General features: G+C 64.2%; 20 protein-coding genes, 1 tRNA gene and 1 pseudogene. 13 read left to right on the top strand and 9 right to left on the bottom strand.

Translation table 11 applies throughout. From position 1 onward, the window contains the following. Positions 1-191 precede the first annotated feature (191 nt). From VDQ28_RS21700 to rpmH, 5 genes are all read right to left on the bottom strand, one after another. Positions 192-1,739, bottom strand: coding sequence for a bifunctional diguanylate cyclase/phosphodiesterase (locus tag VDQ28_RS21700; protein ID WP_323037911.1), 1,548 nt, complete (start codon positions 1,737-1,739; stop codon positions 192-194). 72 nt (positions 1,740-1,811) lie between these two features. Next, a complete protein-coding gene (gene ttcA / locus VDQ28_RS21695; protein WP_323037910.1) occupies positions 1,812-2,693 on the bottom strand; it encodes a tRNA 2-thiocytidine(32) synthetase TtcA in 882 nt (293 codons plus the stop codon). A 46-nt stretch (positions 2,694-2,739) separates the two neighbouring features. Next, positions 2,740-2,985, bottom strand: coding sequence for a membrane protein insertion efficiency factor YidD (yidD, locus tag VDQ28_RS21690; RefSeq protein ID WP_416349438.1), 246 nt, complete (start codon positions 2,983-2,985; stop codon positions 2,740-2,742). A 119-nt stretch (positions 2,986-3,104) separates the two neighbouring features. Then, positions 3,105-3,512 carry a ribonuclease P protein component gene (rnpA, locus tag VDQ28_RS21685; protein ID WP_323037909.1) on the bottom strand — a complete coding sequence of 136 codons (408 nt, stop codon included), beginning with the start codon at positions 3,510-3,512 and terminating at the stop codon, positions 3,105-3,107. Between the two features lie 21 nt (positions 3,513-3,533). Then, positions 3,534-3,668: a 50S ribosomal protein L34 gene (rpmH, locus tag VDQ28_RS21680; RefSeq protein WP_323037908.1), complete on the bottom strand. Its 135-nt coding sequence runs from the start codon at positions 3,666-3,668 to the stop codon at positions 3,534-3,536. 449 nt (positions 3,669-4,117) lie between these two features. Here rpmH and VDQ28_RS21675 point away from each other — a divergent pair, with 449 nt between their 5' ends. From VDQ28_RS21675 to rnd, 7 genes are all read left to right on the top strand, one after another. Continuing rightward, the gene (locus VDQ28_RS21675; RefSeq protein WP_323037907.1) at positions 4,118-4,828 is read left to right on the top strand and encodes a TVP38/TMEM64 family protein; all 711 of its coding nucleotides are present in this window, start codon (positions 4,118-4,120) and stop codon (positions 4,826-4,828) included. A gap of 3 nt (positions 4,829-4,831) precedes the next feature. Next, positions 4,832-6,250 (top strand): dihydrolipoyl dehydrogenase family protein, encoded by a 1,419-nt coding sequence (locus tag VDQ28_RS21670; protein WP_323037906.1) that lies wholly within the window; start codon positions 4,832-4,834, stop codon positions 6,248-6,250. Positions 6,251-6,283: 33 nt separating this feature from the next. Next, complete coding sequence (locus VDQ28_RS21665) at positions 6,284-7,672, top strand: HAMP domain-containing sensor histidine kinase (RefSeq protein ID WP_323037905.1); 1,389 nt, start codon at positions 6,284-6,286, stop codon at positions 7,670-7,672. A 108-nt stretch (positions 7,673-7,780) separates the two neighbouring features. Continuing rightward, positions 7,781-7,857, top strand: a tRNA-Arg gene (locus tag VDQ28_RS21660). 227 nt (positions 7,858-8,084) lie between these two features. Next, a complete protein-coding gene (locus tag VDQ28_RS21655) occupies positions 8,085-10,178 on the top strand; it encodes an efflux RND transporter permease subunit (RefSeq protein ID WP_323037904.1) in 2,094 nt (697 codons plus the stop codon). Continuing rightward, positions 10,175-10,633: a hypothetical protein gene (locus VDQ28_RS21650; RefSeq protein WP_323037903.1), complete on the top strand. Its 459-nt coding sequence runs from the start codon at positions 10,175-10,177 to the stop codon at positions 10,631-10,633. Before VDQ28_RS21655 ends, VDQ28_RS21650 begins: the two co-directional genes overlap by 4 nt. 85 nt (positions 10,634-10,718) lie before the next feature. Then, entirely contained in the window at positions 10,719-11,882 is a 1,164-nt protein-coding gene (gene rnd / locus VDQ28_RS21645) for a ribonuclease D (protein WP_323037902.1), read from the top strand. Between the two features lie 45 nt (positions 11,883-11,927). On the opposite strand, the gene VDQ28_RS21640 is transcribed toward rnd, so the two are convergent. Next, entirely contained in the window at positions 11,928-12,392 is a 465-nt protein-coding gene (locus VDQ28_RS21640) for a hypothetical protein (RefSeq protein WP_323037901.1), read from the bottom strand. A gap of 168 nt (positions 12,393-12,560) precedes the next feature. Here VDQ28_RS21640 and VDQ28_RS21635 point away from each other — a divergent pair, with 168 nt between their 5' ends. After that, complete coding sequence (locus VDQ28_RS21635) at positions 12,561-12,998, top strand: SufE family protein (protein ID WP_323037900.1); 438 nt, start codon at positions 12,561-12,563, stop codon at positions 12,996-12,998. Continuing rightward, a pseudogene (locus tag VDQ28_RS21630) lies at positions 12,991-13,810 on the top strand (sulfite exporter TauE/SafE family protein). Before VDQ28_RS21635 ends, VDQ28_RS21630 begins: the two are co-directional and overlap by 8 nt. 3 nt (positions 13,811-13,813) lie before the next feature. Here VDQ28_RS21630 and VDQ28_RS21625 read toward each other — a convergent pair. The 3 genes from VDQ28_RS21625 to ccmI all read right to left on the bottom strand — a co-directional run bounded on the left by VDQ28_RS21625 (position 13,814) and on the right by ccmI (position 15,866). Continuing rightward, entirely contained in the window at positions 13,814-14,056 is a 243-nt protein-coding gene (locus VDQ28_RS21625) for a DUF1289 domain-containing protein (protein ID WP_323037899.1), read from the bottom strand. 74 nt (positions 14,057-14,130) lie between these two features. Next, positions 14,131-14,604 carry a Holliday junction resolvase RuvX gene (gene ruvX / locus VDQ28_RS21620; RefSeq protein WP_323037898.1) on the bottom strand — a complete coding sequence of 158 codons (474 nt, stop codon included), beginning with the start codon at positions 14,602-14,604 and terminating at the stop codon, positions 14,131-14,133. A 2-nt stretch (positions 14,605-14,606) separates the two neighbouring features. Next, complete coding sequence (gene ccmI, locus VDQ28_RS21615) at positions 14,607-15,866, bottom strand: c-type cytochrome biogenesis protein CcmI (protein WP_323037897.1); 1,260 nt, start codon at positions 15,864-15,866, stop codon at positions 14,607-14,609. A gap of 233 nt (positions 15,867-16,099) precedes the next feature. On the opposite strand from ccmI, the gene VDQ28_RS21610 reads away from it, so the two are divergent. From VDQ28_RS21610 to VDQ28_RS21595, 4 genes are all read left to right on the top strand, one after another. Next, on the top strand, positions 16,100-17,347 hold the full coding sequence (locus VDQ28_RS21610; protein WP_323037896.1) for a sarcosine oxidase subunit beta family protein: 1,248 nt from the start codon (positions 16,100-16,102) through the stop codon (positions 17,345-17,347). 133 nt (positions 17,348-17,480) lie between these two features. Continuing rightward, positions 17,481-17,804 carry a sarcosine oxidase subunit delta gene (locus VDQ28_RS21605; RefSeq protein ID WP_323037895.1) on the top strand — a complete coding sequence of 108 codons (324 nt, stop codon included), beginning with the start codon at positions 17,481-17,483 and terminating at the stop codon, positions 17,802-17,804. Then, positions 17,801-20,797, top strand: a complete 2,997-nt coding sequence (locus tag VDQ28_RS21600; RefSeq protein WP_323037894.1) for a sarcosine oxidase subunit alpha family protein — start codon at positions 17,801-17,803, stop codon at positions 20,795-20,797. The genes VDQ28_RS21605 and VDQ28_RS21600 overlap by 4 nt, the downstream gene beginning before the upstream one ends. After that, positions 20,790-21,353 (top strand): sarcosine oxidase subunit gamma, encoded by a 564-nt coding sequence (locus VDQ28_RS21595; protein ID WP_323037893.1) that lies wholly within the window; start codon positions 20,790-20,792, stop codon positions 21,351-21,353. Before VDQ28_RS21600 ends, VDQ28_RS21595 begins: the two co-directional genes overlap by 8 nt. Positions 21,354-21,645: the final 292 nt, after the last annotated feature.

Raw genomic sequence — 21,645 nt, 5'->3', positions numbered from 1 at the left:
CGCGGGGTTTTTCGTCGGCTGATCGCCCTGCCGCCCCGATTTGTGACGCCGTCGCGCTAAATGTACCGAAAGCGAGGGCGTTGGTTGGTCTGCCGTTCCCCAAAGTGCCTGATTGCGCATGGGCCGTTCGGGCGGTACGCGGCGGCGCTGGCCGGGATGAAATCGCTGCACGATGAGTCGGTGTGTTTGCCTCAATGAGGGGCGTTGGACGCCGTGCGCGCCGGAGTCGTCTCTTCGCACCAAGGCTCGCCACATGACAACGCGGCCTCATGCGCATGCAGCCAATCGCCGAGTGTTTCGGCGGGCATTGGGCGGGCAATCGCGAATCCTTGCAGGTGGTTGCAGCCCATTTGCGCCAGCATGATCTGCTCCTCGGCGCATTCAACACCTTCGGCGACAGTCTCGAGTTCGAGCTGTTGGCTCATGGACAAGATCGCCGCGACCATACGCTGCTGGTCACGGTCTTCGTGCATGCGTGTCACAAAGGAGCGGTCAATCTTGATCCGTCCAACCGCGAAGCGCCGGATATTGGCAATTGACGCGTGGCCCGTGCCGAAATCATCAAGGTCGATGCCGCATCCCATCCCCGCCAACCGGGCGATGTTGCGCACGGCGATATCGTCGTCACTGTCGGCGACAACGGTTTCGAGGATCTCGATGGTCAGCCGCTCCGGCGTCAGGTTATGGCGATCCAGCTCCCAGGTGATTTCATCGGCGAGCCGCGGGTTTCGCAATTCCTCGGCCGAGAGGTTGACGGAAACCGAGGGCACATGTTGGCCTGAACCCTCCAGCGCCGCCAAGGTCTTCAACGCGCCGCGCAGCATGGTTTCCGCCAGTTTCGAGGAAAGACCGGCCTCGATCAAGGGGATGAAGTCAGAGGGCGGAACCAGGCCGCGTTGCGGATGGTTCCAGCGCGCCAGTGCCTCCAGCCCGCTGATCTGGCCCGTTGTGGTCAGGACCTGAGGTTGGAAATGCGGGCAGATTTCGCCGTTCTCCAAGGCGCGCTGCAACGCCTCCAGCCGCTCGCCCGTGATTGCGGCCGGAAAATCGACCACACTGTAGCTGCGCAGGTTCCCCGGGCCCGCCGCCTGCGCCTTGAAGGCGGCCTGTTCGGCGGCTTGCAGCATACCGATCCCGTTCAGCGATGCGGCGCGCTGGCTCAGGCAAAATCCGATGGAAACACTGGGCCAGATGGTCACGTCTTCCATTTTGAAGGGCTGTGCCAGCGTGGTCTGGATGCGTTGCGCCACGGTGAGGACGCTGCCGAGGTCGATCCCGCGCTGCGGGAAAAGCGCCGCGCCGAAACTCGTTTTGTCCAAAGGACAGTAGGAATCCTGTTCCCGCAGCGTGCCCGCCAGCCGTGCGCCCATCGCCGCGACGAGCGCCTCGATGAACCGTGCGCCATGTTGCGTTTTCAGTCGTTCGGCATCGTCCAGCCGGATCGCCAAGGCCGCGGATTGCGAGCCGGGCGCGATGTTCGCAAATCCGGCTTCCAGTGCATCGCGCTGAACTGCAACGACTTTTCGCCGGTCACGGGCAAGGCTGAACTGCGTGCCCGAGACATCCGTCGCCCAGAGCAGGACCAGCATCTGGGTGATGATGATGCCGACGATCAATGGGGTTGCCACACTCCCGCTCAAGGCGGCGGCGGTCAGAACCGGAATCGCCAAAGACGACAGCCGACGCCGTTGGTTGGCAAAGCCAGTGGTCAGGCGCTGTACCCATGAATTCTTGTGCATTGACGTTCGTCCCCCGTCGTCGGTGATTGGGTCCCGACGGGGTGACGTTGGACAATCGCCCTCACTGAAGGCTTAACGCCGCCCAGAAATTTCGTTCGAATTTTCACTATCTGCGTCGGCCGGGCTGCTTGCCTGCGCCATCAATCCGGCAAAATCGAACAATGCCGGGTCCACCAGATGCGACGGGCGCACATTCATCAGGGCCTTGAACATGATGTTGCGCCGCCCCGGTGTGCGGGCCTCCCAACCGTCCAGAATCCCCTTGACCTGTTGGCGTTGCAAGCCGTCCTGGCTGCCGCACAGATCGCAGGGAATGATGGGATATTGCATTCCCTGCGCGAATTTTTCGCAGTCATCTTCGGACACCATCGCAAGAGGGCGAAGGAGCGTCAGATCCCCGTCTTCGTTCAGCAATTTGGGCGGCATTGCCGCCAGCCGCCCGCCGAAAAACAGGTTCATGAAGAAGGTTTCGAGGATGTCATCACGGTGATGGCCCAGCACCACCGCAGAACACCCCTCCTCGCGGGCGATTCGGTAAAGATTTCCGCGCCTTAACCGCGAGCACAGGCTGCAATAGGTCGCCCCTTGCGGAATTTTGTCCATGACGATGGAATAGGTGTCACGATACTCGATTCGGTGTGGCACGCCCATCTTGGCCAGGAATTCCGGCAGCACGGTGGCCGGAAACCCCGGTTGCCCCTGATCGAGATTGCAGGCCAGCAGATCGACCGGCAGCAACCCGCGCCACTGCAATTCATGCAGGATCGCCAGCAGGGTATAGCTGTCCTTGCCACCGGAAAGGCACACCAGCCACCGCGCACCGGGTTGGACCATGCCAAAGGTCTCGACCGCCTCGCGCACCTGCTGCACCAACCGTTTGCGCAATTTGCGGAATGCGGTGCTTTTGGGGGCGCCGTGAAACAGTGGGTGGATATCGTCACAGTCATCGAGCATGAGGCGGCCCTCCTGCGGTTGCCTTAGGGGGATTCGGCGGGTTTCGTCAACGCTCGTCAGAGTGTTTCAGCGCGTCGTGATCGGGGTCGGCGCCGGGAACCGGGTCATAGCCGTGCCCACCCAGCGGATGACAGCTGGCGATCCGTTTTGCCGCCAGCCAGCCGCCTTTCACCGCGCCGTGCCGTTCAAGCGCTTCCAGCGTATAGACCGAGCAGGTTGGCTGAAACCGACAGCCATTGCCGACCCAGGGGCTGAGCAACAGCCGATAGAGGCGCACCGGCAATGAGATCAGCCAGGCGGCGGGTTTGCGGATCGAGGGGCGGATCGGATCAGGCACGGTGGCGGCTTTCGACAGGGGCGGCAAAACAGCGCAGGTCAGGGCTCGGCGGCAATACCGGGCGCGCGGTGCGCTCAGGCGTGGATTTTTGCCAGAGCCATGCGCAAATCATCAAGAAGGTCGGCATAGTCGCGCGAGACCGTGGCATCCGGTTTGCCAACCAACACATAATCCCAGCCCGCCACACCGCGCGACGCCAGAACCTCGCGCGCCAGCGCCCGCAGACGCCGTTTCGCGCGATTGCGGGTCACCGCGTTGCCGATTTTCTTCGAGCAGGTGAACCCGATTCGGACGCCGTCAAATCCCTCGGCCTCGCGGCGCTGCCTGGCTTGCAGCAGAAAACCCGCCGTGGGAACACGCCGGGCTTTGGCCGCAGCCAAAAAATCAGATCGTTGCGTCAAGACCTGCAGTCGTGACAGAGCCACCGGCTCCGCGTGCGGCCCATTCGCGGGGCTGCACAGGGGAGTATCCGGCGGTGTCATCGACCCATCAGCGTCTGAACCTTAGGCCGACAGCTTCTTGCGGCCCTGTGCGCGGCGCAGGTTCAGGATTTTCCGGCCAGCTTTGGTTGCCATACGCGACCGAAAACCGTGACGGCGTTTGCGAACCAGGTTCGACGGCTGAAATGTGCGCTTCATCGCTCATGTCCTTTAATCTTGGCCCAAACCCACTGACAGCGGGTTCTAAGGCCGACATTCTTGAAGGCCGGGCAATAGCCAACCCCGGCGGGCAAGTCAATTCACCTCTGCCGAACATCGGGAAAAAAGAATCCCGGCTGCGGGGCGGCTCTCATCATGCAACTTGATCACGCTCATGCATAATCTGCCGCTGACCCGAAGCCCAGCGATTATTCCAGATGACGGCGCGAAACCCGGCTTGCCACCGTGTCATGTCGCATTTGGCGATGATCGGGGCATTGATCGTCCACGCACCTGTGCTAACTGCGCACCATGCGACGCCGCGTCTTGCACGAGAGATGCGGCGAAAGACGCCTCACGGCACGTTCGTGTGATGTCGGTGAAACATGGAAACAGACGGGACGCGGCGCTGTATTGCCCCGTGCCACGACACAGGAACGGAGCGCATCGTGACCCAGAATTCTTCCCGGTTTCGCCGGTGGCTCCCGTTAATCCTGATCATCGCCGGGGCGATCGCGGGCGGCATTTACCTGCGCGAGTACCTGACCTTTGAGTCGTTGCGCGAGAATCGCGAGGCGTTGCTGGCCTACCGTGCCGCGCACCCCTTTTGGGCACCGGCGATTTTCATGCTGGCCTATATCGTCATCGTGGCGTTTTCCCTGCCGGGCGCCTCGGCGGCAACACTGACGGGCGGCTTTTTGTTCGGGGTCTTTCCCGGCGTTGTGTTCAACGTGGTTGCCGCAACCCTTGGTGCCGTCGCGATTTTTCTGGCGGTGCGCACCGGGTTGGGGCAGGGCCTCAAGGACCGGATCGACGCCAGCGACGGGGCGGTGCGACGGCTAACGGATGGGATCACCGCAAACGAAGTGCCCGTCTTGCTGTCGATGCGGCTGGTGCCTGTGGTGCCGTTTTTCATTGCCAATCTGATCCCGGCGTTTCTGGGCGTGGCAACGTGGCGGTTCGCCTGGACCACGCTGGTCGGCATCATCCCGGGCGGGCTGGTGTATACTTGGGTCGGCTCTGGCCTTGGCGAGGTGTTCGCGCGCGGCGAGGCCCCCAATCTGGGCATCATCTTTGAACCCTATATTCTGGGCCCGATCCTGGGTCTGGCGGCACTATCCCTGCTGCCGATTGTGTTGAAATTCCTGCGGAGGGCCTGAGCTATGGACCAGATAAAGACAGATATTTGCGTGATCGGGGCTGGCTCGGGCGGGCTGTCGGTGGCGGCGGGCGCGGTGCAGATGGGCGCAAGCGTGGTGCTGATCGAGGGCGGCAAGATGGGCGGTGACTGCCTGAACTATGGCTGCGTGCCTTCCAAGGCGCTGTTGGCGGCCGGCAAGGCGGCGGCCGCACACCGCGCGGGCGCATCCAAGGGTGTCGCGCCGGATGAGCCGGTCACGGACTACGCCGCGGCAATGGAACATGTTGCCCGTGTCATCGCCGCAATCGAGCCGCATGATTCGCAAGAGCGGTTCGAGGGGTTGGGCGTGCAGGTGATCCGCGATTATGCGCGCTTCGTCAGCCCGACCGAGGTGGAGGCGGGCGGCAAACGCATCACGGCGCGTCGGTTCGTGATCGCCACCGGCTCTTCGCCGCTGGTGCCGCCGATCCCCGGCCTCGATTCCGTGCCGTATCTGACGAATGAGACGATTTTTGACCTGCGCGCCGCGCCTGCGCATCTGCTGATCATCGGCGGCGGGCCGATCGGGCTGGAAATGGCGCAGGCGCATCGGCGGCTGGGCTGCAAGGTGACGGTGCTTGAGGGCGCGAAAGCCCTGGGCAACGATGACCCCGAGGCCACGGCCCTGATCGTTGCCGCGCTGCGCGACGAGGGCGTCGAGATCATCGAGGGTGCCAAGGTCGAGCAGGTGCGCGGCCACCAAGGCGCCATCGCGGTGCAGGTCGAGGGCGGTGCGGTCTACAACGGGTCGGACCTTCTGGTGGCGGTGGGGCGCAAACCGAACACCGACCGGCTGGAGCTTGATCTCGCCGGGGTCAAGCATGGTCGCGGCGGCGTCGAGGTGGATGACAGCCTGCGCAGCACCAATCGCTGGGTCTATGCTATTGGCGATGTGGCAGGTCGGGGGCAGTTCACCCATGTCGCCGGGTATCAGGCGGGGGTCATCATCCGGTCGATGCTGTTCGGGCTGCCCTCGAAGGTGCGTGCCGATCACATCCCGCATGTCACCTATACCGACCCGGAACTGGCGCATGTGGGCCTTGGCGAAGCCGCCGCGCGGCAGAAGTTCGGCGCGGGGCTTCAGGTGATCACGCTTGGTTTTGACGCCGCCGACCGCGCGCAGGCCGACGGCAAGACCACGGGCCTGATCAAGGTCATGGTCAACAAGGGTCGCCCGGTTGGCGCGACCATCGCCGGGCCGAATGCCGGCGAAATGATCGGTGTCTGGGCGCTTGTTTTGGCCAACCGGCTGAAAATGGGGGCGATTGCAGGCACTGTTTTGCCCTATCCGACGATGGGAGAGCTTTCCAAACGCGTCGCGGGCGCCTACTTTTCCCCGAAGCTGTTTGAGAATCCCTGGGTCAAGCGGGTGGTTGGACTGGTGCAAAAATTGGTGCCCTGACCGCTGTTGCGGGTACGATATTACGGGTAAGTCATGTTTTTTCGGACGTTGTCGGGCCGATTTTTATTACTGACCATGATCTTCGTCCTGTTGGCCGAGGTGTTCATCCTTGTCCCGGCGATCTCCCGGTTCCGCGAGGATTATATCCTGACCCGACTTGAGCGGGCGCAGATTGCCTCGCTGGCCTTGCTGGCCTCGGATGGCGCGATCAGCGACAAACTGGCCGAGGAATTGCTGCTGACGGCGGGCGTGTTCAACGTCGTGCTGCGGCGCGATGAGGTGCGCGAACTGGTGCTGTCCTCGCCGGTGCCCGGCCCGGTGGTCGGCGTGTTCGATCTGCGTGACCCGTCGCCGTTTGCCTTGATGCGCGACGGGCTGGTGGCGATGTTTGCCCAAGACAACACCGTCGTGCGGCTGATCGGCGACCCGGTGCAAGAGGCCGGGTTGCTGCTCGAGGTGACGATGGATACCGGCCCGATGCGTGACGCGCTCTGGGCCTATGCGCAGCGCATCCTGTGGATCTCGCTGCTGATCTCGCTGGCGACGGGGGCGTTGCTGTTCTTCTCGGTGCAGCGGTTGATCGTGACCCCGATCCGGCGGGTGATCGATTCGATGGCAGCCTATGCCAAAGCGCCCGAGGATGCGCGCCGGATCATTGCGCCGAACTCGAGGGTGACCGAACTGCGCGACGCCGAGCAGGCGTTGCACAATCTGCAAGAGGATCTGACCCAGGCCCTGCGGCAAAAGGAGCGCTTGGCGCAACTGGGCGGCGCGGTGGCGCGGATCAGTCACGATCTGCGCAACATTCTGGCAACGGCGACGCTGGTGGCGGACCGCATCGAAAGCTCCAGCGACCCGGCCGTGACCCGCGCCGCGCCGAAACTTCTGAACGCGCTCAATCGCGCGGTGAACCTGTGCGAAAGCACGCTGGCCTTTGGCAAAGCCGAGGAACCCCCGCCGCGCCTGAGCAAATTTGCGCTGCGGCCTTTGGTTGAGGAATTGGTGGAAACCGAGCAGGAAACCAGCGCGAATGCCGCCACGCCGGTTGAATTTCTGATCGACATCCCCGCGACCCTGATGTTGCGGGCGGATTCCGAGCAGGTGTTTCGCGTCCTGTCCAATCTGGTGCGCAATGCCCGGCAGGCCATCGAGACATCGGGCACGCCCGGAACCATCGAAATCAGCGCGCGCGACACCGAGGAAGGCAGCGTGATCCGGGTGATCGACACGGGGCCGGGGTTGCCAAAACGCGCCCGCGAAAACCTGTTCGCCGCGTTTCAGGGCGGCGCGCGCAAAGGGGGTATCGGGCTGGGCCTGGTGATTGCCGCCGAGCTGGTGCGCGGCCATGGCGGTCATCTGGATCTGGTGCGCACGGGCGACGAAGGCACCGAGTTCCGCATCAGCCTACCGCACGGCGCCTGAATGACGGCGCTTGAATTTGCTGATCAAAATTCGGCAAAAAACTGCGCAAGAAATCGACAATCCCCCCTTGCATAACGCAGCCACCCCCGTTAGATCACGCCTCACGGTGCACCCGTAGCTCAGCTGGATAGAGCACCAGACTACGAATCTGGGGGTCAGGCGTTCGAATCGCTTCGGGTGCACCAATAGAACTCCGACAGGCTTGTGATTGATCGACGCGCACCTGCGGTGCGTTGATGTGTCATGCCTTGGCTGACCTGCCAGCCGTGACGCGCAGCCCGAGGGGGGCGGCGACTCTCTGGCGCTGACAGGTCTCGACGCGGTCAAAAAGCGGGTTCCAGTGTGGCAGTCGCACCTTGCCGGGCAGGGACAGCGTGCTAAAGTCCCGGCAATGCAAAACACCCACGACGCCATGACACGATCACGCCTCTGGCGTCTGTTTGCGGTGCTGCTGGCGCGCCCGGCGTGGCCCGCCGCGCTGCTGGTTGTTTTCACTGTGCTGATGGGGTGGCAGGCGACCAACATTCAGGTCGCGGTCAATCTGTCGGGGCTGATCGGTCCACAGACGCAATCCGCCCGCGCGATGCGCATCTATGAGACGCGCTTTGAGCCGATCCGCGCCGAGGAGGTGCTGCTTGTCACCGCCCCCAGTTTTGCCGACGAGCAGGCGCTGAGCGACCTTGAGGATCTGGTGTTGGAGCTGCAATTCGTTGACGGCGTCGCACAGGTTCTCAGCCTTGCGGCCTTGCCGGCACCGGGGCGCGATGGGGCGTGGTTGTCCGGCCCGGAACTGGCGGATCTCGCGCCGCGTGAGCGGCTGGAGACCATGCGCCGCATCAGCCCGCTGGCCGAGCAAATGATCTCTGCCGATCTGACGCAAGCGGTGGTCGTGGTGATCCCGGCCGAGGGGGCGGGCGGCGATGATCTGATCCGCGCGATCAACGAGGCAACCGCCTTGATTGACGGGCTGACGGTTGAAAATGTCGGAATCGCCGCTGTGCAACGCGCCATCGCCGCCGAGTTGCTGCGCGATCTCCGGGTGATCTCGCCCGCGGCGATTATCCTGTGCCTCGGCCTGTCGATGCTGATGTTTCGCAGTTGGCGCGCGGTGGTGGTCATTGCATTGCCGCCGATTGTCGGTCTGGTGTGGTTCATGGGGTGGCTCGGCTATACCGGCACCGCGATCGACCCGCTGATGGGGGCGCTGCCGGTGTTGCTGATCGTGCTGGCGTTTTCGGACAGTATCCATGTCTATCACGCCGCCATGCACCGGGTTTACGAGGGGGGGCCGTACAGGCCCGCCGTGATCACCGCCCTGGCCGAGACCGCGCCCGCCGCGGCAATGACCTCGGTCACGACGGCGATTGCCTTTGCGTCCTTGTCGCTCACCGAGTCGCCGTCCCTGAACACCATGTCGTCGGTCGGCATGGTCGGCATGGTGTTGAGCCTTGCGGCCGTCCTGCTGCTGACCCCGATCCTGATGTGGGCGCTGAATATGCCGCGCGCGGGTGTGCCGCCGCCGCGCATCTTTGAAATCGTCGTGCCGCCCGCGCTGGCCGTGGCAAAGCTGGGCCGCGTTGTGCCGGTGCTGACGCTGCTGGTGTTCGTGGGCGTCGCGGCGTTGCAGTCGCAGTCAACGATTGGCTTTCGCTATGCCGACTATCTGCCCCGTGGCGCGGATGTCAGCCTGGCGCTGGCGCAGATGGAGACCTCGGGCCTGGGGTCTGATCGCATGTTGGTGATCGTCGAGGCCGACCCGGACGCGCCCCTGGACCGGGTTCGCCACGCCATCGCGGCGATCTGGGGCGCGGAGCGCACCGCCTGGACCGCAGGTGCCTCGGGCGAGGCGATGCTGGCGCGAATGGCGTCGGTTGACGGTTCCGCCCATGCGCTGCCCATTCAACTGGCCATCGCCGCGCGTGATATCCGGGCCGATACGGCCCTGGCCGCGTTGCGCAGCAAACTGGCCGAGGCGGGGCTGGGGCAGGTGACGCAGGTGATCGGGCCGGGCTACGCGCTGCTGGTCGAGGGTCCGGCGCTGGTGCAAAGCCTGCGGCTGGGGCTCTATGGCACGATCGCGGTGATCACGATCATGGTCGGGTTCGTGTTTCGCTCATGGCGTCTGGCGGCGATTGCGCTGGTCGTGAACCTGATCCCCATCCTTGGCGTCGAATCGTGGCTGGTGCTGATTGGCCGCGAGTTGACGATCATGAATGTCATCGCGCTGACCATCGCCTTTGGCATTGCCGTGGACGACACGTTGCATTTCCTCAACCGATTGCGCCTGGCCCCGGCGGGGTCCGACCCTGCCTTGCACGCCATCACCGAGGCCGGGCCGCCGATGGCCGCCGCGACAATGATCTTGCTGGGCGGGTTGGTGCTGACCCTGACCTCGGCCTTGCCGGGCATGGCGATCTATGGCGGCCTGCTGGCCTTGGCCGTGACATTTGCGTTGGCGGCTGATTTATTCCTGTTGCCCGGCCTCATCCGATGGAGCACCAAATGATCCGATTGCTGACCTGTGTGGCGCTCTGTCTTGCCGCCCCGGTTTCCGCGCTGACCGTCGATCAGCTTGAAGGGCGCTGGCAGGGCGAAGGCGCATTGGTTTTGGGTAATGAGCCCGAGCAACGTCTGCGCTGTCGCATTCGTCTGCGCACCATTGATCAGGGTCAGTCGTTCTTTTCCGGGCGCTGTGCCACGGCGCAGGCGTCGCAATCATTCACCTATATGCTGTTTGAAACCCCGCGCGGTCGCGTGACTGCCGAAAACCGCGCCGAATTTCCCGGCGAACTGCCGCAGACCATGCAGGGCATTGCCGCCCCCGGCCTGCTGCGCGTCGAAGCGGGTGAGGGCCGGGTGTTTGAACTTCGGCTCGAGGGGGACGTCATGCATTTTCGCATCGAAGGCTCGGGCGATCGCGGCCTGGCCATCGGTGCCGCCCGCCTGGTTCGCCGCCAGTAACCACGCCAGCGAGCCCTTTCAATTTCCGAAAACCGCGCTTATAGCCGACGCGATTAACGGGATGACCCCGTGATAACGAGGCACAATGAACATCATCACCACGACCGCGGCGCTGGCCGATCTCTGTACCGAAGCGGCCAACGAGCCCTTCGTCACCCTTGACACCGAATTCCTGCGCGAGCGCACCTATTACGCCAAGCTGTGCCTTGTGCAAATGGCGCTGCCGGGCACCGGGCCAGAGCGCGCCTATATCATCGACCCCTTGGCCGACGGTTTGCAGCTTGATCCGCTGTTGGAGCTGATGCGCAACGAAGCCGTGGTCAAGGTGTTCCACGCCGCGCGGCAGGATCTGGAGATCTTCTATATCGACGGCGGCGTGATCCCGCAGCCCTTGTTTGATACGCAGATCGCCTCGATGGTCTGCGGTTTTGGCGAGCAGGCGGGGTATGAGACCCTGGTGCGCAAGATCGTGCGCGCGCCGCTCGACAAAGGCTCACGGTTCACCGACTGGTCGCAGCGCCCCCTCAGTGACGCGCAGTTGAAATATGCGCTCGATGACGTGACGCATCTGCGCCAGATTTACCTGCACCTGTCCGAGCAAATCACCAAGAACCAACGCGAAAGCTGGGTCGCCGAAGAAATCGAGACCCTGTCGACGCCCGACACCTATGTCACCTTGCCCGAGGATGCTTGGCAGCGGATCCGCACACGCGGGCAATCGGGCAAGTTTCTGGCCATCGTGCGCGAATTGGCGCGGTTCCGCGAGGATTACGCCCAGAGCCGCAATATCCCCCGGTCGCGGGTGTACAAGGATGATGCGCTGCTGGAACTGGCCTCGACCAAGCCCGCCAGCATCGAGGCCCTGGGCCGTTCACGCCTGTTGCTGCGCGAGGCGCGGCGTGGCGAAATCGCCGAGGGGATCTTGAACGCGGTGAAAACCGCGCTGGCCATGCCCGCCAGCGAATGGCCCCGGGTGGCCGCCGAGGACGCGCAATTGCAGGTCAATCCGGCACTGGCCGATTTGCTGCGCGTGCTGCTCAAGGCCAAGGCTGACGATTCGGGCGTGGCGCAAAAGCTGATTGCGCCGACCAGCGAACTCGACGCGATTGCCGGGGGCAAGCGCGATATTGCGTGCCTCAAAGGGTGGCGGAAAGATGTGTTTGGCGACGACGCCCTGCGGCTCTGTGCCGGTGAGGTGGCGTTGACGGCCAAGGGCCAGCAGGTCGTGTTGATCGACAACAAGCGCTGAGTGCGGACGGGGGCCACAGCCCCCTCCCTCGGTCATGGCGCGCCGTCAGCGGCGCACGCTGCGGCTGTTGGTTTCCCCGGTGACGACCACCGACGAGACCGTATCCAGTTGCGCTTGCGACATCGGGTAGACCGCGATCAAGGTGCGCGACTGCGCACCGGTGTCGGGCACGGCCTCACGCGGGGCGGCGGCGACGAAATGCAGGGTCAACACCCCAGCTTCGGGGCGGCCAAAGTTCTGCGGCACCAACTCGCCATCCCACCAACCCGCGCTGGGCATCATGGCCTCGGCACGCACCAACGCCCCGGACGAGGTGGGCTCGATGGTCATCGCCGTCACCTGCGTGACCAGCGCGCGGTTGTCGACTCTGTCGCGCACCGGGCCAAGGCTCGGGCGTTCTTCCTGCGAGGCGCCAAACCAATTGCGCGGGTTCATCCGCGACTCGCGGATCGTACTGCAACCGGTCACGGTCAAAGCCGCCACCAACATGACCACGACAGAGGTTCTCATCCGGGTTCCTTTCCCAAGCATAGCGCCCCCTGTGGCTATCGCACTGCGCCGCGATTGAAAAGCCTGACGCAGAGCACGACCGCGTGCACGACAAAGCCACGGGGCTGGACGTTTTGCCCTTGTGGGCCTAGGTCTGGTGCGGATGAACCGGCGTTAATCGAGGGCAGCATGGCACAAGACGAATTCGACGACCTGGCCGAAACCTTTGAATTTCTCGACGACTGGGAGGATCGTTATCGCCATGTGATCGAGATGGGCCGCGCGTTGGAGCCGATGGACGATGCGCTCAAGGTTCCGGTCAACAAGGTCAACGGATGCGCCAGTCAGGTCTGGCTGTTCCCCAAGATCGAGGGCACGGGCGCCCAAGCCCGGTTTGATTTCTATGGTGATTCGGATGCCATGATCGTGCGCGGGCTGATCGCGGTGCTGCACACGCTTTATGCCGGGCGCGCGATGGAGGAGATCCCGACGATCGACGCGGGCGCAGAGCTCAAACGGCTGGGACTGGACGAGCACCTGTCCTCGCAGCGTTCCAACGGGGTGCGCGCGATGGTCGAGCGCATCGGCCTGGTCGCCGCGCAGCATATGGGCGCGGCGAATGCCTGATCCCCTGTTGTTGGTGCAAATGGTGGCCTTGCTCGCGGTGATCGGCGCGGGCGCGGGGGGTGATCGCCGGGCTGTTGGGCGTCGGCGGCGGTATCGTTCTGGTGCCGGCGTTCTTCTACACCTTCACCGCGCTGGGCTATGCCGGGCCGAACCTGATGCAGGTCTGTCTGGCCACGTCCTTGGCAACGATCATCGTCACCTCGGTGAAATCCGTGCGCGCCCATAACAAACGCGGCGCGGTCGAGTGGTCGATCCTCAAGGGCTGGGGGCTGTGGATCGCCTTGGGCGCGGTTGTTGGCGTGATCGCCGCCAGCGGGTTGCGCTCGGTGATCTTGCAGGCGATTTTCGGCGTGTTGGGCCTGACTGTGGGGCTTTATCTGGCGTTCGGCAAGGCCGACTGGCGGTTGGGCGCGGCGATGCCCACCGGGGTCGCGCGCACCGCGACCGGGTCGGCGATGGGGTTCCTGTCGGTGCTGATGGGCATTGGCGGCGGCTCGTTCGGGGTGCCGTTGATGTCGCTGTTCGGGGTGCCGATTCACCGCGCGGTTGCGACGGCGGCGGGATTCGGGGTGATCATCGCCGTGCCCTCGGTCACCGGGTTCCTGCTGATGCAGCCGATTGCCCCGCCACCCTATACCATCGGCGCGGTCAACCTGCCGGCCTTTGCCATCGTGATCGCGATGACCATGATCACCACGCCGTTGGGGGTGAAACTGGCGCACGCCATGGACCCGAAACCGCTGAAGCGCGTGTTTGCCGTGTTCATCATCGTCATGGCCGCGAATATGCTGCGCAAGGCGGCCGGGTTCTAGCGTTTACAGGTCGTTCAGGCGCGCCGCCCGCCCGCCGCGCCGTTTCTTCAGCAGCCCGGCACGGTCGGGCAGCACCGCCATCACCGAGCGCCGTGCCTCGGGGGTCATCAAGGACCACTCGGCGATCTCGTCCAGCGTGCGATAACACCCGGCGCAAATGCCCACCTTGGGGTGAATGACACAGAGTTGCACGCAGGGGCTGTCGATCTCATCGCGAACCCAGACGGGGACGGTTTGTTTGTTCATGGGGCCGGGTCCACCGCTGTGTGTCTGTAATCTCATGGGAAAAGATAACGCCGATCCGAGGCGGGGCCAGCCCATTAGCGACCTAACACTTCCAATCTGTCCAACACACCCTGCAAGATGAACCCGGCCGCGACATGGTCGATCACCTGCGCGCGCTTTTCGCGCGAGGTGTCGAAATGCAGCAAGGCCCGCTCGGCGGCGACGGTGGACAGGCGCTCATCCCAAAAGCCGATCGGCAGGTCGGTCAGTTGTGCCAGATTGCGGGCAAAGGCGCGCGTGGATTGGCAGCGCGGCCCCTCGGAGCCATCCATATTCAACGGCAGCCCCAGAATGAACCCTGCCAGATTGCGCGCCTCGGCGATCTCCAGCAAACGCGCGGCATCCAGCTTGAACTTCTTGCGCCGCACGGTTTCCAGCGGCGTGGCCACCCGGCGACGCAGGTCCGAGACCGCCACGCCCACGGTTTTCTCGCCCAGATCCAGCCCGGCCAAAGCCCCGGACGGGGGTAGGGCGGCGAAAAATTCCTGTATGTCGGTGAAAATCGCCATCGCTATTGCTCGATGAACCCAAGCGGCACGGCGGCGGCTTGCAACAGGGCCAAGGCCTCGGGCTGGTCGGCAAAGATCATCCGCCCCTCGGACCAGATCGCCCGCGCCCGGTCGGTTTGGCCCAGCGTTCCCAGCGCCGAAATCAGCCGCGCCCATTCCTCGGGCGTGCCGCCTTGGTTGGCCAGCCGCGCTGCCAGTCCTTCGACCATGCCGCCGATCATCGCCTCACGGTCTGCGGCGCTCATCTCGGACGCGGCCGCCATATCCTCGGCCGAGGGGCCCCGCATCCCTTGGGTCGCCAGCGGCGGCAAGGTATAGCGCACGCCGGCGATCTCGGCCAATTGCTCGATCTCGCCGCGAATGATCGGCACCCAGGGGGCCTCGGGGCGGCTGTCTTCCAACAGGCCGCGCCACAGCCGGAAGGTCATGTCCGGACGCCCGGTCTGTCCAAGGCTCAGGCCCAGATAATAGCGCGCCGGGCCATTGGTCGGGTCGCGTTGCAGGATGCGTTGCAGAACGGCCTCGGTCTGCGGCGACACCGCGCCACCCGCAGCCTGCACCATCGTTTCCGCCAGCGCCACCAGATCGGCAACAGGCGCGGCCTCGCCTTGAATTTCGATGACCCGAACCCACGCCGCGGCGGAGGCGGCGAAATCGCCAATGTTTGCCTCGTTGGTGGCCAGCAGACGCTGGCCGCGCAGATCATCGGGGCGCTCGGCGACCGCGGCGCGAAGCTGGGTCATGAGGCCTTGGTATTCCGGATCAATCTCGGGCGCAGGCGGATAATTCGGACTGGCCTCCCACGTCGCCTCAAGCTGCGATTGCGAGGCGCGGTCGGCGCGCATCTGCTGCGCCTCGGCAAAGCGCAGTTGCAGCGGCATGTCCTGATATCCCGGTGTGCCTTCGGTCCAATAGAATACCAGCGCGCCAACCGGCATCAACAGCACCATCACCACCGCAATCAGCCGCATTCCCGCCGGAGAGCTGCTTAACACGGTCTGCGCCTTCTTGTCGGCCTCCAGCAAACGGCGCGCCGTTTCCGCGCGCAGGCGCTGGGCCTCCTCTGCGGATACGATACCGCGCGCCTGATCCCGCTCGACCTCGCGCAACTGGTCCGCGTAAATCCGCATCTCGCGTTTGGGTCCAGACTCAGCCCCCAGCATCCGCGCGCCACGCCGCAGGCCAAGGATTGCCAGGCCCACCGCGATCACCGAAATGGCCAAAGCCGGTAGCCAGAATGTCCACAATGCGCCGATACCCATGTCTACTCCTGTTTGCTGGCTCACCCTTACGGGTTTGGCGCCGCATAAAAAAGCAAAACCGCCCTCACAATCCTGCGATAGGCCGTGCAATTCGCCTGATGGTCTGCGACATTTTCTCCGATCCGAAAGCACATGTCGGTTTTTTGCCGAATTGCGCCGTTTGCAGCCATGGGACAAGAGGCCCGACACTCCATGACCACTACCAACGCGACCCAGCCAAGGGAGGTCTCCGCATGAGACGGTATTCGGTTTTTGCCATCGCCCGTGAAGCGATGCGTCAGCACAATGGTTGGGACCGTGCCTGGGCCTCGCCAGAGCCGAAGCCGCATTACGACGTGATCATTGTCGGCGCGGGCGGTCACGGGCTGGCGACGGCCTATTACCTTGGCAAGAATTTCGGCATCACCAATGTGGCGATCCTCGAAAAGGGCTGGCTGGGCGGCGGCAATACCGGCCGCAACACCACGATCATCCGCTCCAACTACCTGCAAGACCCCTCGGCGGCGATCTATGAGAAGGCGCGCAGCCTCTATGAGACCCTGAGCCAGGATCTGAACTATAACATCATGTTCAGCCCGCGCGGCGTGATGATGCTGGCCCAGACCGAGGCCGAGATCCGGGGCTATCGCCGCACCGTCTACGCCAACAAGCTGCAAGGGGTTGAGACGCAGTTCATCACGCCCGCCGAAGTCAAGAAACGCGTGCCGATCATGAATATCGACGGCCCGCGCTATCCGGTGCTGGGCGCGCATTGGCAAGCCCGCGGCGGCACCGCCCGTCACGACGCCGTGGCCTGGGGCTATGCCCGCGCCTGTTCGGCGATGGGGATGCATGTCATCCAGAATTGCGAAGTCACCGGCATCGACAGCGTCAGCGGCAAGGTCTCGGCGGTGCAAACCACCAAAGGCACCATCGGCTGCGACAAGCTGGCGATGGTTGTCGCCGGGCATTCCGGGCATCTGGCCGATATGGCCGGGTTCCGCCTGCCGGTCGAATCCGTGGCCCTGCAAGCGATGGTCTCGGAACCCATCAAGCCCTGCCTCGATGTGGTTGTCATGGCCAACACCGTGCACGGCTACCTGTCGCAATCCGACAAGGGCGAAATGGTCGTCGGCGGCGGCGCGGACCACTTCAACAACTACACCCAGCGCGGCTCGTGGATGCATATCGAGGAAACCGTGCGCGCCCTGGTCGAAACCTTCCCCATGCTCTCGCGCCTGAAAATGCTGCGCCAATGGGGCGGGATCGTCGACATGACCGGCGACCGCTCACCGATCCTGTCGAAAACGCCGCTGGGCAACACCTTCATCAACTGCGGCTGGGGCACCGGCGGCTTCAAATCCATCCCCGGCTCGGGCTGGGCGATGGCTGAACTGGTCGCCAAAGGCGAACCCGGCCCACTGGCCGAGGATTTCTCCATGTACCGTTTCCGCGAGGGCAAATTCATTGATGAATCTGTGGCGGCGGGGGTGGCACACTGATGACCCAGTCTGCTTTTCTATCGCTTCATCTAGCCAAAAATGCTCCGGGGGGTCGCCCTTGGTGCGCCCTTGGTCCGAGCGCCAATGGCGACGGGCTGGCCCCCGCGTTCACCGCCACCAAAAGGAGCCACCCATGCTTCTCCTGACCTGCCCCTGCTGCGGTGTGACCGCCGAGGAAACCGAATTCGCCAATGGCGGCGAGGCGCATCTCAAGCGTTTCGGCCCCGGCTCGACCGACGCCGACTATGAGGCCTATATGTTCGCCCGCAAGAACCCGCGCGGCGTGCATTTTGAGCGTTGGCGCCATGCGTTCGGCTGCGGCAAATGGTTTCTCGCCGCGCGCTGCACCACCACGCTCGAGGTGTTCGGCACCTACAAAGCCCAGACCCTTGAGCCACCTGCCGAGATTGCCGCCAAGATCAAGGCCCGCCGCCCCGCATGGGAGGGTTTCCAATGAGCAGCCAACGCCTGAAAACCGGCGGTCGTCTGATCGACCGCAGCCGCCCGCTGGACTTCACCTTCAACGGCAAGTCGATGCGCGGCTTTGCCGGCGATACGCTGGCCGCGGCGATGATGGGCGCGGGTCAGACGCTGGTCGGGCGCTCGTTCAAATACCACCGCCCGCGCGGCGTCGTGGCCTCGGGCGCCGAAGAGCCGAACGCCCTCGTCGGTCTGGGCGAGGGTGCCCGGTTTGAACCCAACCAACGCACCACCACCACCGAATTGTTCTCGGGCCTCAAGGCCGTCAGCCAGAACCACTGGCCCAGCCTCGAGTTCGACGTGGGTGTGATCAACAGCAAGCTGTGGCGCTTCTTTCCGGCTGGGTTTTATTACAAGACCTTCATCCAGCCGCGCGCCTTCTGGAAACATGTCTACGAACCCATCGTGCGCTATTCGGCCGGTCTGGGCAAAGCGCCGCACCCCGAAACCCGCGATGCCGACCGCTATGAACAGCTGTATGCGTTCTGCGATGTGCTGGTTGTGGGCGGAGGCATCGCCGGTCTGACGGCGGCGCTGGCGGCGGCGACATCGGGCAAACGCGTGATCCTCATGGAGCAAACCGCCCATTTCGGCGGTCGCGCGGTGGTCGATGGCGTGCAGATCGACGGCCTGACCGCTTCGGCCTGGGTCGATGCAACCCTCGCGACGCTGCGCGGCATGGTCAACGTCACGGTGCTGGATCGCACGATGGTCGCGGGTGTGCACGATCACGGCTATGCGCTGGGCTATCAGCGGATCGCCGACCACCAGCCCGGCGCGGATATGCCGCGTCATCGCCTCTGGCGGGTGCGCGCGGGCGAGATCATCACCGCGACCGGCGCGATCGAGCGCCCCTTGTCCTTTGCCGGCAATGATGTGCCCGGCGTCATGCTGGCCTCGGCGGTGCGCGATTATGTGGTCAACTGGGCGGTTTCGCCCGGTCAGCGCGTCGCGGTTGTCACCAACAACGACGACGCCTATCGCACCGCCTTGGCGCTTCAGGCGGCAGGCGTCAAAGTCGCGGCGGTGATCGACGCCCGCGACGAGGTGACCGGCGACCTGCCCGCCAAAACCCGCGCGGCGGGTATCCGCATCGCCGAGGGCACCGCCATTCGCCATGTGATCGGCGGCAAATCGGTGACCGGCGTGGCGCTGTGCCGCTTCGACAGCGACGGTGGCGCGATCTCGGAAACGCTGGAGTGCGACGCCGTGGCGATGTCCGGCGGCTGGTCCCCGGTGGTGCATCTGTGGTCGCATTGCGGCGGCAAGCTGACCTGGAATGAGGGCGGCGGCTTTTTCCGCCCCGATCCCGCGCGCCCGCCGCTGGGCCATGACGGCGCGGGCTTTGTCACCGCAGTCGGCAGCGCCAATGGCCACTTCACCACCGCCGAGGTTCTGGCCGACGCCCATGCGGCCGGGCAGGGCACAGGCGCGGCACCTCAAGCCGACACCGAAGCCGACGCGCCCATGTTGCCCGTCTGGTTGATGCCCGCACAGGCCGATTACCTGCTGCGCGCGAAAACGTGGCTGGACCCGCAGAACGACGTGAAGGTCTCGGACGTGCAACTGGCCGCCAAAGAGGGCTACGCGTCGGTCGAACATACCAAGCGGTACACCACGCTGGGCATGGCGACCGATCAGGGGAAACTGAGCAACATCAACGGCCTTGCCATCCTGTCGGACGCGCTGGGCCAGCCGATCCCGCAGACCGGCACCACCACTTTCCGCCCGCCCTATACGCCGATCTCGCTGGGGGCGATCACCGCTGAGGCACGGGGTGAAATCTTCCAGCCGCTGCGCCGCACGCCGATGCACGCCTGGCATGAGGCCAACGGCGTCCATTGGGAGCCGGTCGGCCAGTGGCGCCGCCCCTATTGCTATACCAGAGGCAATGAAACCCACGCCGAGTCAGTCAAGCGCGAGATCAACCAGACGCGCAACTCGGTGGGGCTGCTGGATGCCTCGACGCTGGGCAAGCTGCTGGTCAAGGGGCCAGACGCGGGCAAGCTGATGGACATGCTCTACACCAACCTGATGAGCACGCTGAAGCCCGGCAAATGCCGCTATGGGTTGATGTGCAACGAAAACGGGTTCCTGTCTGACGATGGCGTGGTCGCGCGTCTGAGTGACGACAGTTTCCTGTGCCACACCACCTCGGGCGGGGCGGATCGCATCCATGCGTGGATGGAAGATTGGCTGCAATGCGAATGGTGGGACTGGAAGGTCCATGTCGTCAACCTGACCGAACAATTCGCGCAAATCGCCGTGGTCGGCCCCAACGCCCGAAAAGTGCTGGAGAAAATGGGCAGCGACATGGACCTGTCGCGCGAGGGCATGGCCTTCATGGATTGGAAAGAGGGCAAGATCGGCGGGTTCCGCGCGCGGATTTTCCGCATCTCGTTCTCGGGCGAACTCAGCTATGAAATCGCTGTGCCAGCCTCCGAGGGGCAGGCCTTCTGGAACGCCGTGCTGGCGGCGGGGGCTGAATTCGGCATGATGCCTTACGGCACCGAGGCGCTGCATGTGATGCGGGCCGAAAAGGGCTTCATCATGATTGGCGACGAGACCGACGGCACGATCATTCCGCAGGATTTGAACCTGAACTGGGCGATCTCGAAGAAGAAAGCGGATTTCCTGGGCAAACGCGGGATGGAGCGGACCAACATGGTCTCGCCGGATCGCTGGAAGCTGGTCGGTCTGGAAACGGTCGATGGCTCGGTTCTGGAGGATGGCGCGCTGGCGCCCTTGCCGGGCAAGAACGCCAACGGTCAGCAGGAAACGCAGGGCCGGGTGACGTCGAGCTATTATTCGCCAACGCTGGACCGGGGGATCGCGATGGCTCTGGTGCATCGCGGGACGGATCGGATGGGCGAGGTGATGGATTGGCAGGGCAAGGACGGCACGCCGGTTCCGGCGCGGATCGTCGATCCGGTGTTCTATGACAAGGCGGGGGATAAGCAAAATGTCTGAAGCGGTCAGTGGTCTCGCGCAGAAATCATATTCCGGGCTGGTAGAGCTGGCGGATGCGGGCTTGACGGGCATGATCACCCTGCGGGGTGATCTGGGCGCGCCGGTGTTGAGCGAGGCGGTCAAGGCGGCAACCGGGGCGGCGGTTCCGGGGGTGCGGCGGATTGAAACGGGATCCTCGGGGCAGGCGGCGTGGATGTCGCCGGATGAGTTGCTGTTGATCGTGCCCTATGATCGGGTCGCGGCGGTTGTGGCGGGGCTTGAGGCGGCGCTGGCCGGGGAATTCGCGGTGGCGGCGGATGTTTCGGATGCACGGGCGATGGTGACGATGACGGGCCCGTTGGTGCGGGATATGTTGGCCAAGATCTGCCCGGTGGATTTTCAGGGATTCGCGGTCGGCGAGGTTAGGCGGACAAGGGCGGCGCAGGTTCCGGCGGCGATCTGGCGTGAGGGGGAGAATAGCTGGTCGCTGGTCTGTTTCCGGTCGGTCGGACAGTATGTCTGGGATTTGCTGGCGACGGTTTCAAAGCCAGGTGGAGAAGTCGGGCTCTATCGGTAATGTCCCCCCGTGGGACAGGGTGAGGGACGCGTGATTTCAATGGCTTGTCCTGCAGCGTTAACCTTTTGGTGACGGATGGTGCGTGCAAGCACACACCCTACGCGGGGGTGAGTTTGCGGGCTTGGGTCGTGAAAGGTAGAGGCCGCGACCTGTGTAGCGTCGGGCTTTTTGTGAGTATTTTTGGCAAGATGAGGTGGCAAGGACCGCACGCGACGGGCGAGAGGCACGGGTCAAGCGGTGTCCTGCGCCGCAGGGATCCGCAGGCTGACCTCGGCGGAAACGGTCGGCCGCG

Origin of the sequence: Pararhodobacter sp. (assembly GCF_034676545.1) — a bacterium.
GTDB lineage: Bacteria > Pseudomonadota > Alphaproteobacteria > Rhodobacterales > Rhodobacteraceae > Pararhodobacter.
The sequence above is the reverse complement of the archived record's forward strand: the minus strand, read 5'-3'. Positions and strand labels throughout refer to the sequence as shown.

Coding starts and splice junctions, on each gene's coding strand:
- VDQ28_RS21655 (WP_323037904.1), top strand. CDS start 8,085: ATGACACGATCACGCCTCTGGCGTCTGTTTGCGGTGCTGCTGGCGCGC.
- ccmI (WP_323037897.1), bottom strand. CDS start 15,866: ATGGGTATCGGCGCATTGTGGACATTCTGGCTACCGGCTTTGGCCATT.
- ruvX (WP_323037898.1), bottom strand. CDS start 14,604: ATGGCGATTTTCACCGACATACAGGAATTTTTCGCCGCCCTACCCCCG.
- rnpA (WP_323037909.1), bottom strand. CDS start 3,512: ATGACACCGCCGGATACTCCCCTGTGCAGCCCCGCGAATGGGCCGCAC.
- ttcA (WP_323037910.1), bottom strand. CDS start 2,693: ATGCTCGATGACTGTGACGATATCCACCCACTGTTTCACGGCGCCCCC.
- VDQ28_RS21605 (WP_323037895.1), top strand. CDS start 17,481: ATGCTTCTCCTGACCTGCCCCTGCTGCGGTGTGACCGCCGAGGAAACC.
- VDQ28_RS21635 (WP_323037900.1), top strand. CDS start 12,561: ATGGCACAAGACGAATTCGACGACCTGGCCGAAACCTTTGAATTTCTC.
- VDQ28_RS21665 (WP_323037905.1), top strand. CDS start 6,284: ATGTTTTTTCGGACGTTGTCGGGCCGATTTTTATTACTGACCATGATC.
- VDQ28_RS21670 (WP_323037906.1), top strand. CDS start 4,832: ATGGACCAGATAAAGACAGATATTTGCGTGATCGGGGCTGGCTCGGGC.
- rpmH (WP_323037908.1), bottom strand. CDS start 3,668: ATGAAGCGCACATTTCAGCCGTCGAACCTGGTTCGCAAACGCCGTCAC.
- VDQ28_RS21650 (WP_323037903.1), top strand. CDS start 10,175: ATGATCCGATTGCTGACCTGTGTGGCGCTCTGTCTTGCCGCCCCGGTT.
- VDQ28_RS21700 (WP_323037911.1), bottom strand. CDS start 1,739: ATGCACAAGAATTCATGGGTACAGCGCCTGACCACTGGCTTTGCCAAC.
- VDQ28_RS21595 (WP_323037893.1), top strand. CDS start 20,790: ATGTCTGAAGCGGTCAGTGGTCTCGCGCAGAAATCATATTCCGGGCTG.
- VDQ28_RS21640 (WP_323037901.1), bottom strand. CDS start 12,392: ATGAGAACCTCTGTCGTGGTCATGTTGGTGGCGGCTTTGACCGTGACC.
- VDQ28_RS21600 (WP_323037894.1), top strand. CDS start 17,801: ATGAGCAGCCAACGCCTGAAAACCGGCGGTCGTCTGATCGACCGCAGC.
- VDQ28_RS21625 (WP_323037899.1), bottom strand. CDS start 14,056: ATGAACAAACAAACCGTCCCCGTCTGGGTTCGCGATGAGATCGACAGC.
- VDQ28_RS21610 (WP_323037896.1), top strand. CDS start 16,100: ATGAGACGGTATTCGGTTTTTGCCATCGCCCGTGAAGCGATGCGTCAG.
- rnd (WP_323037902.1), top strand. CDS start 10,719: ATGAACATCATCACCACGACCGCGGCGCTGGCCGATCTCTGTACCGAA.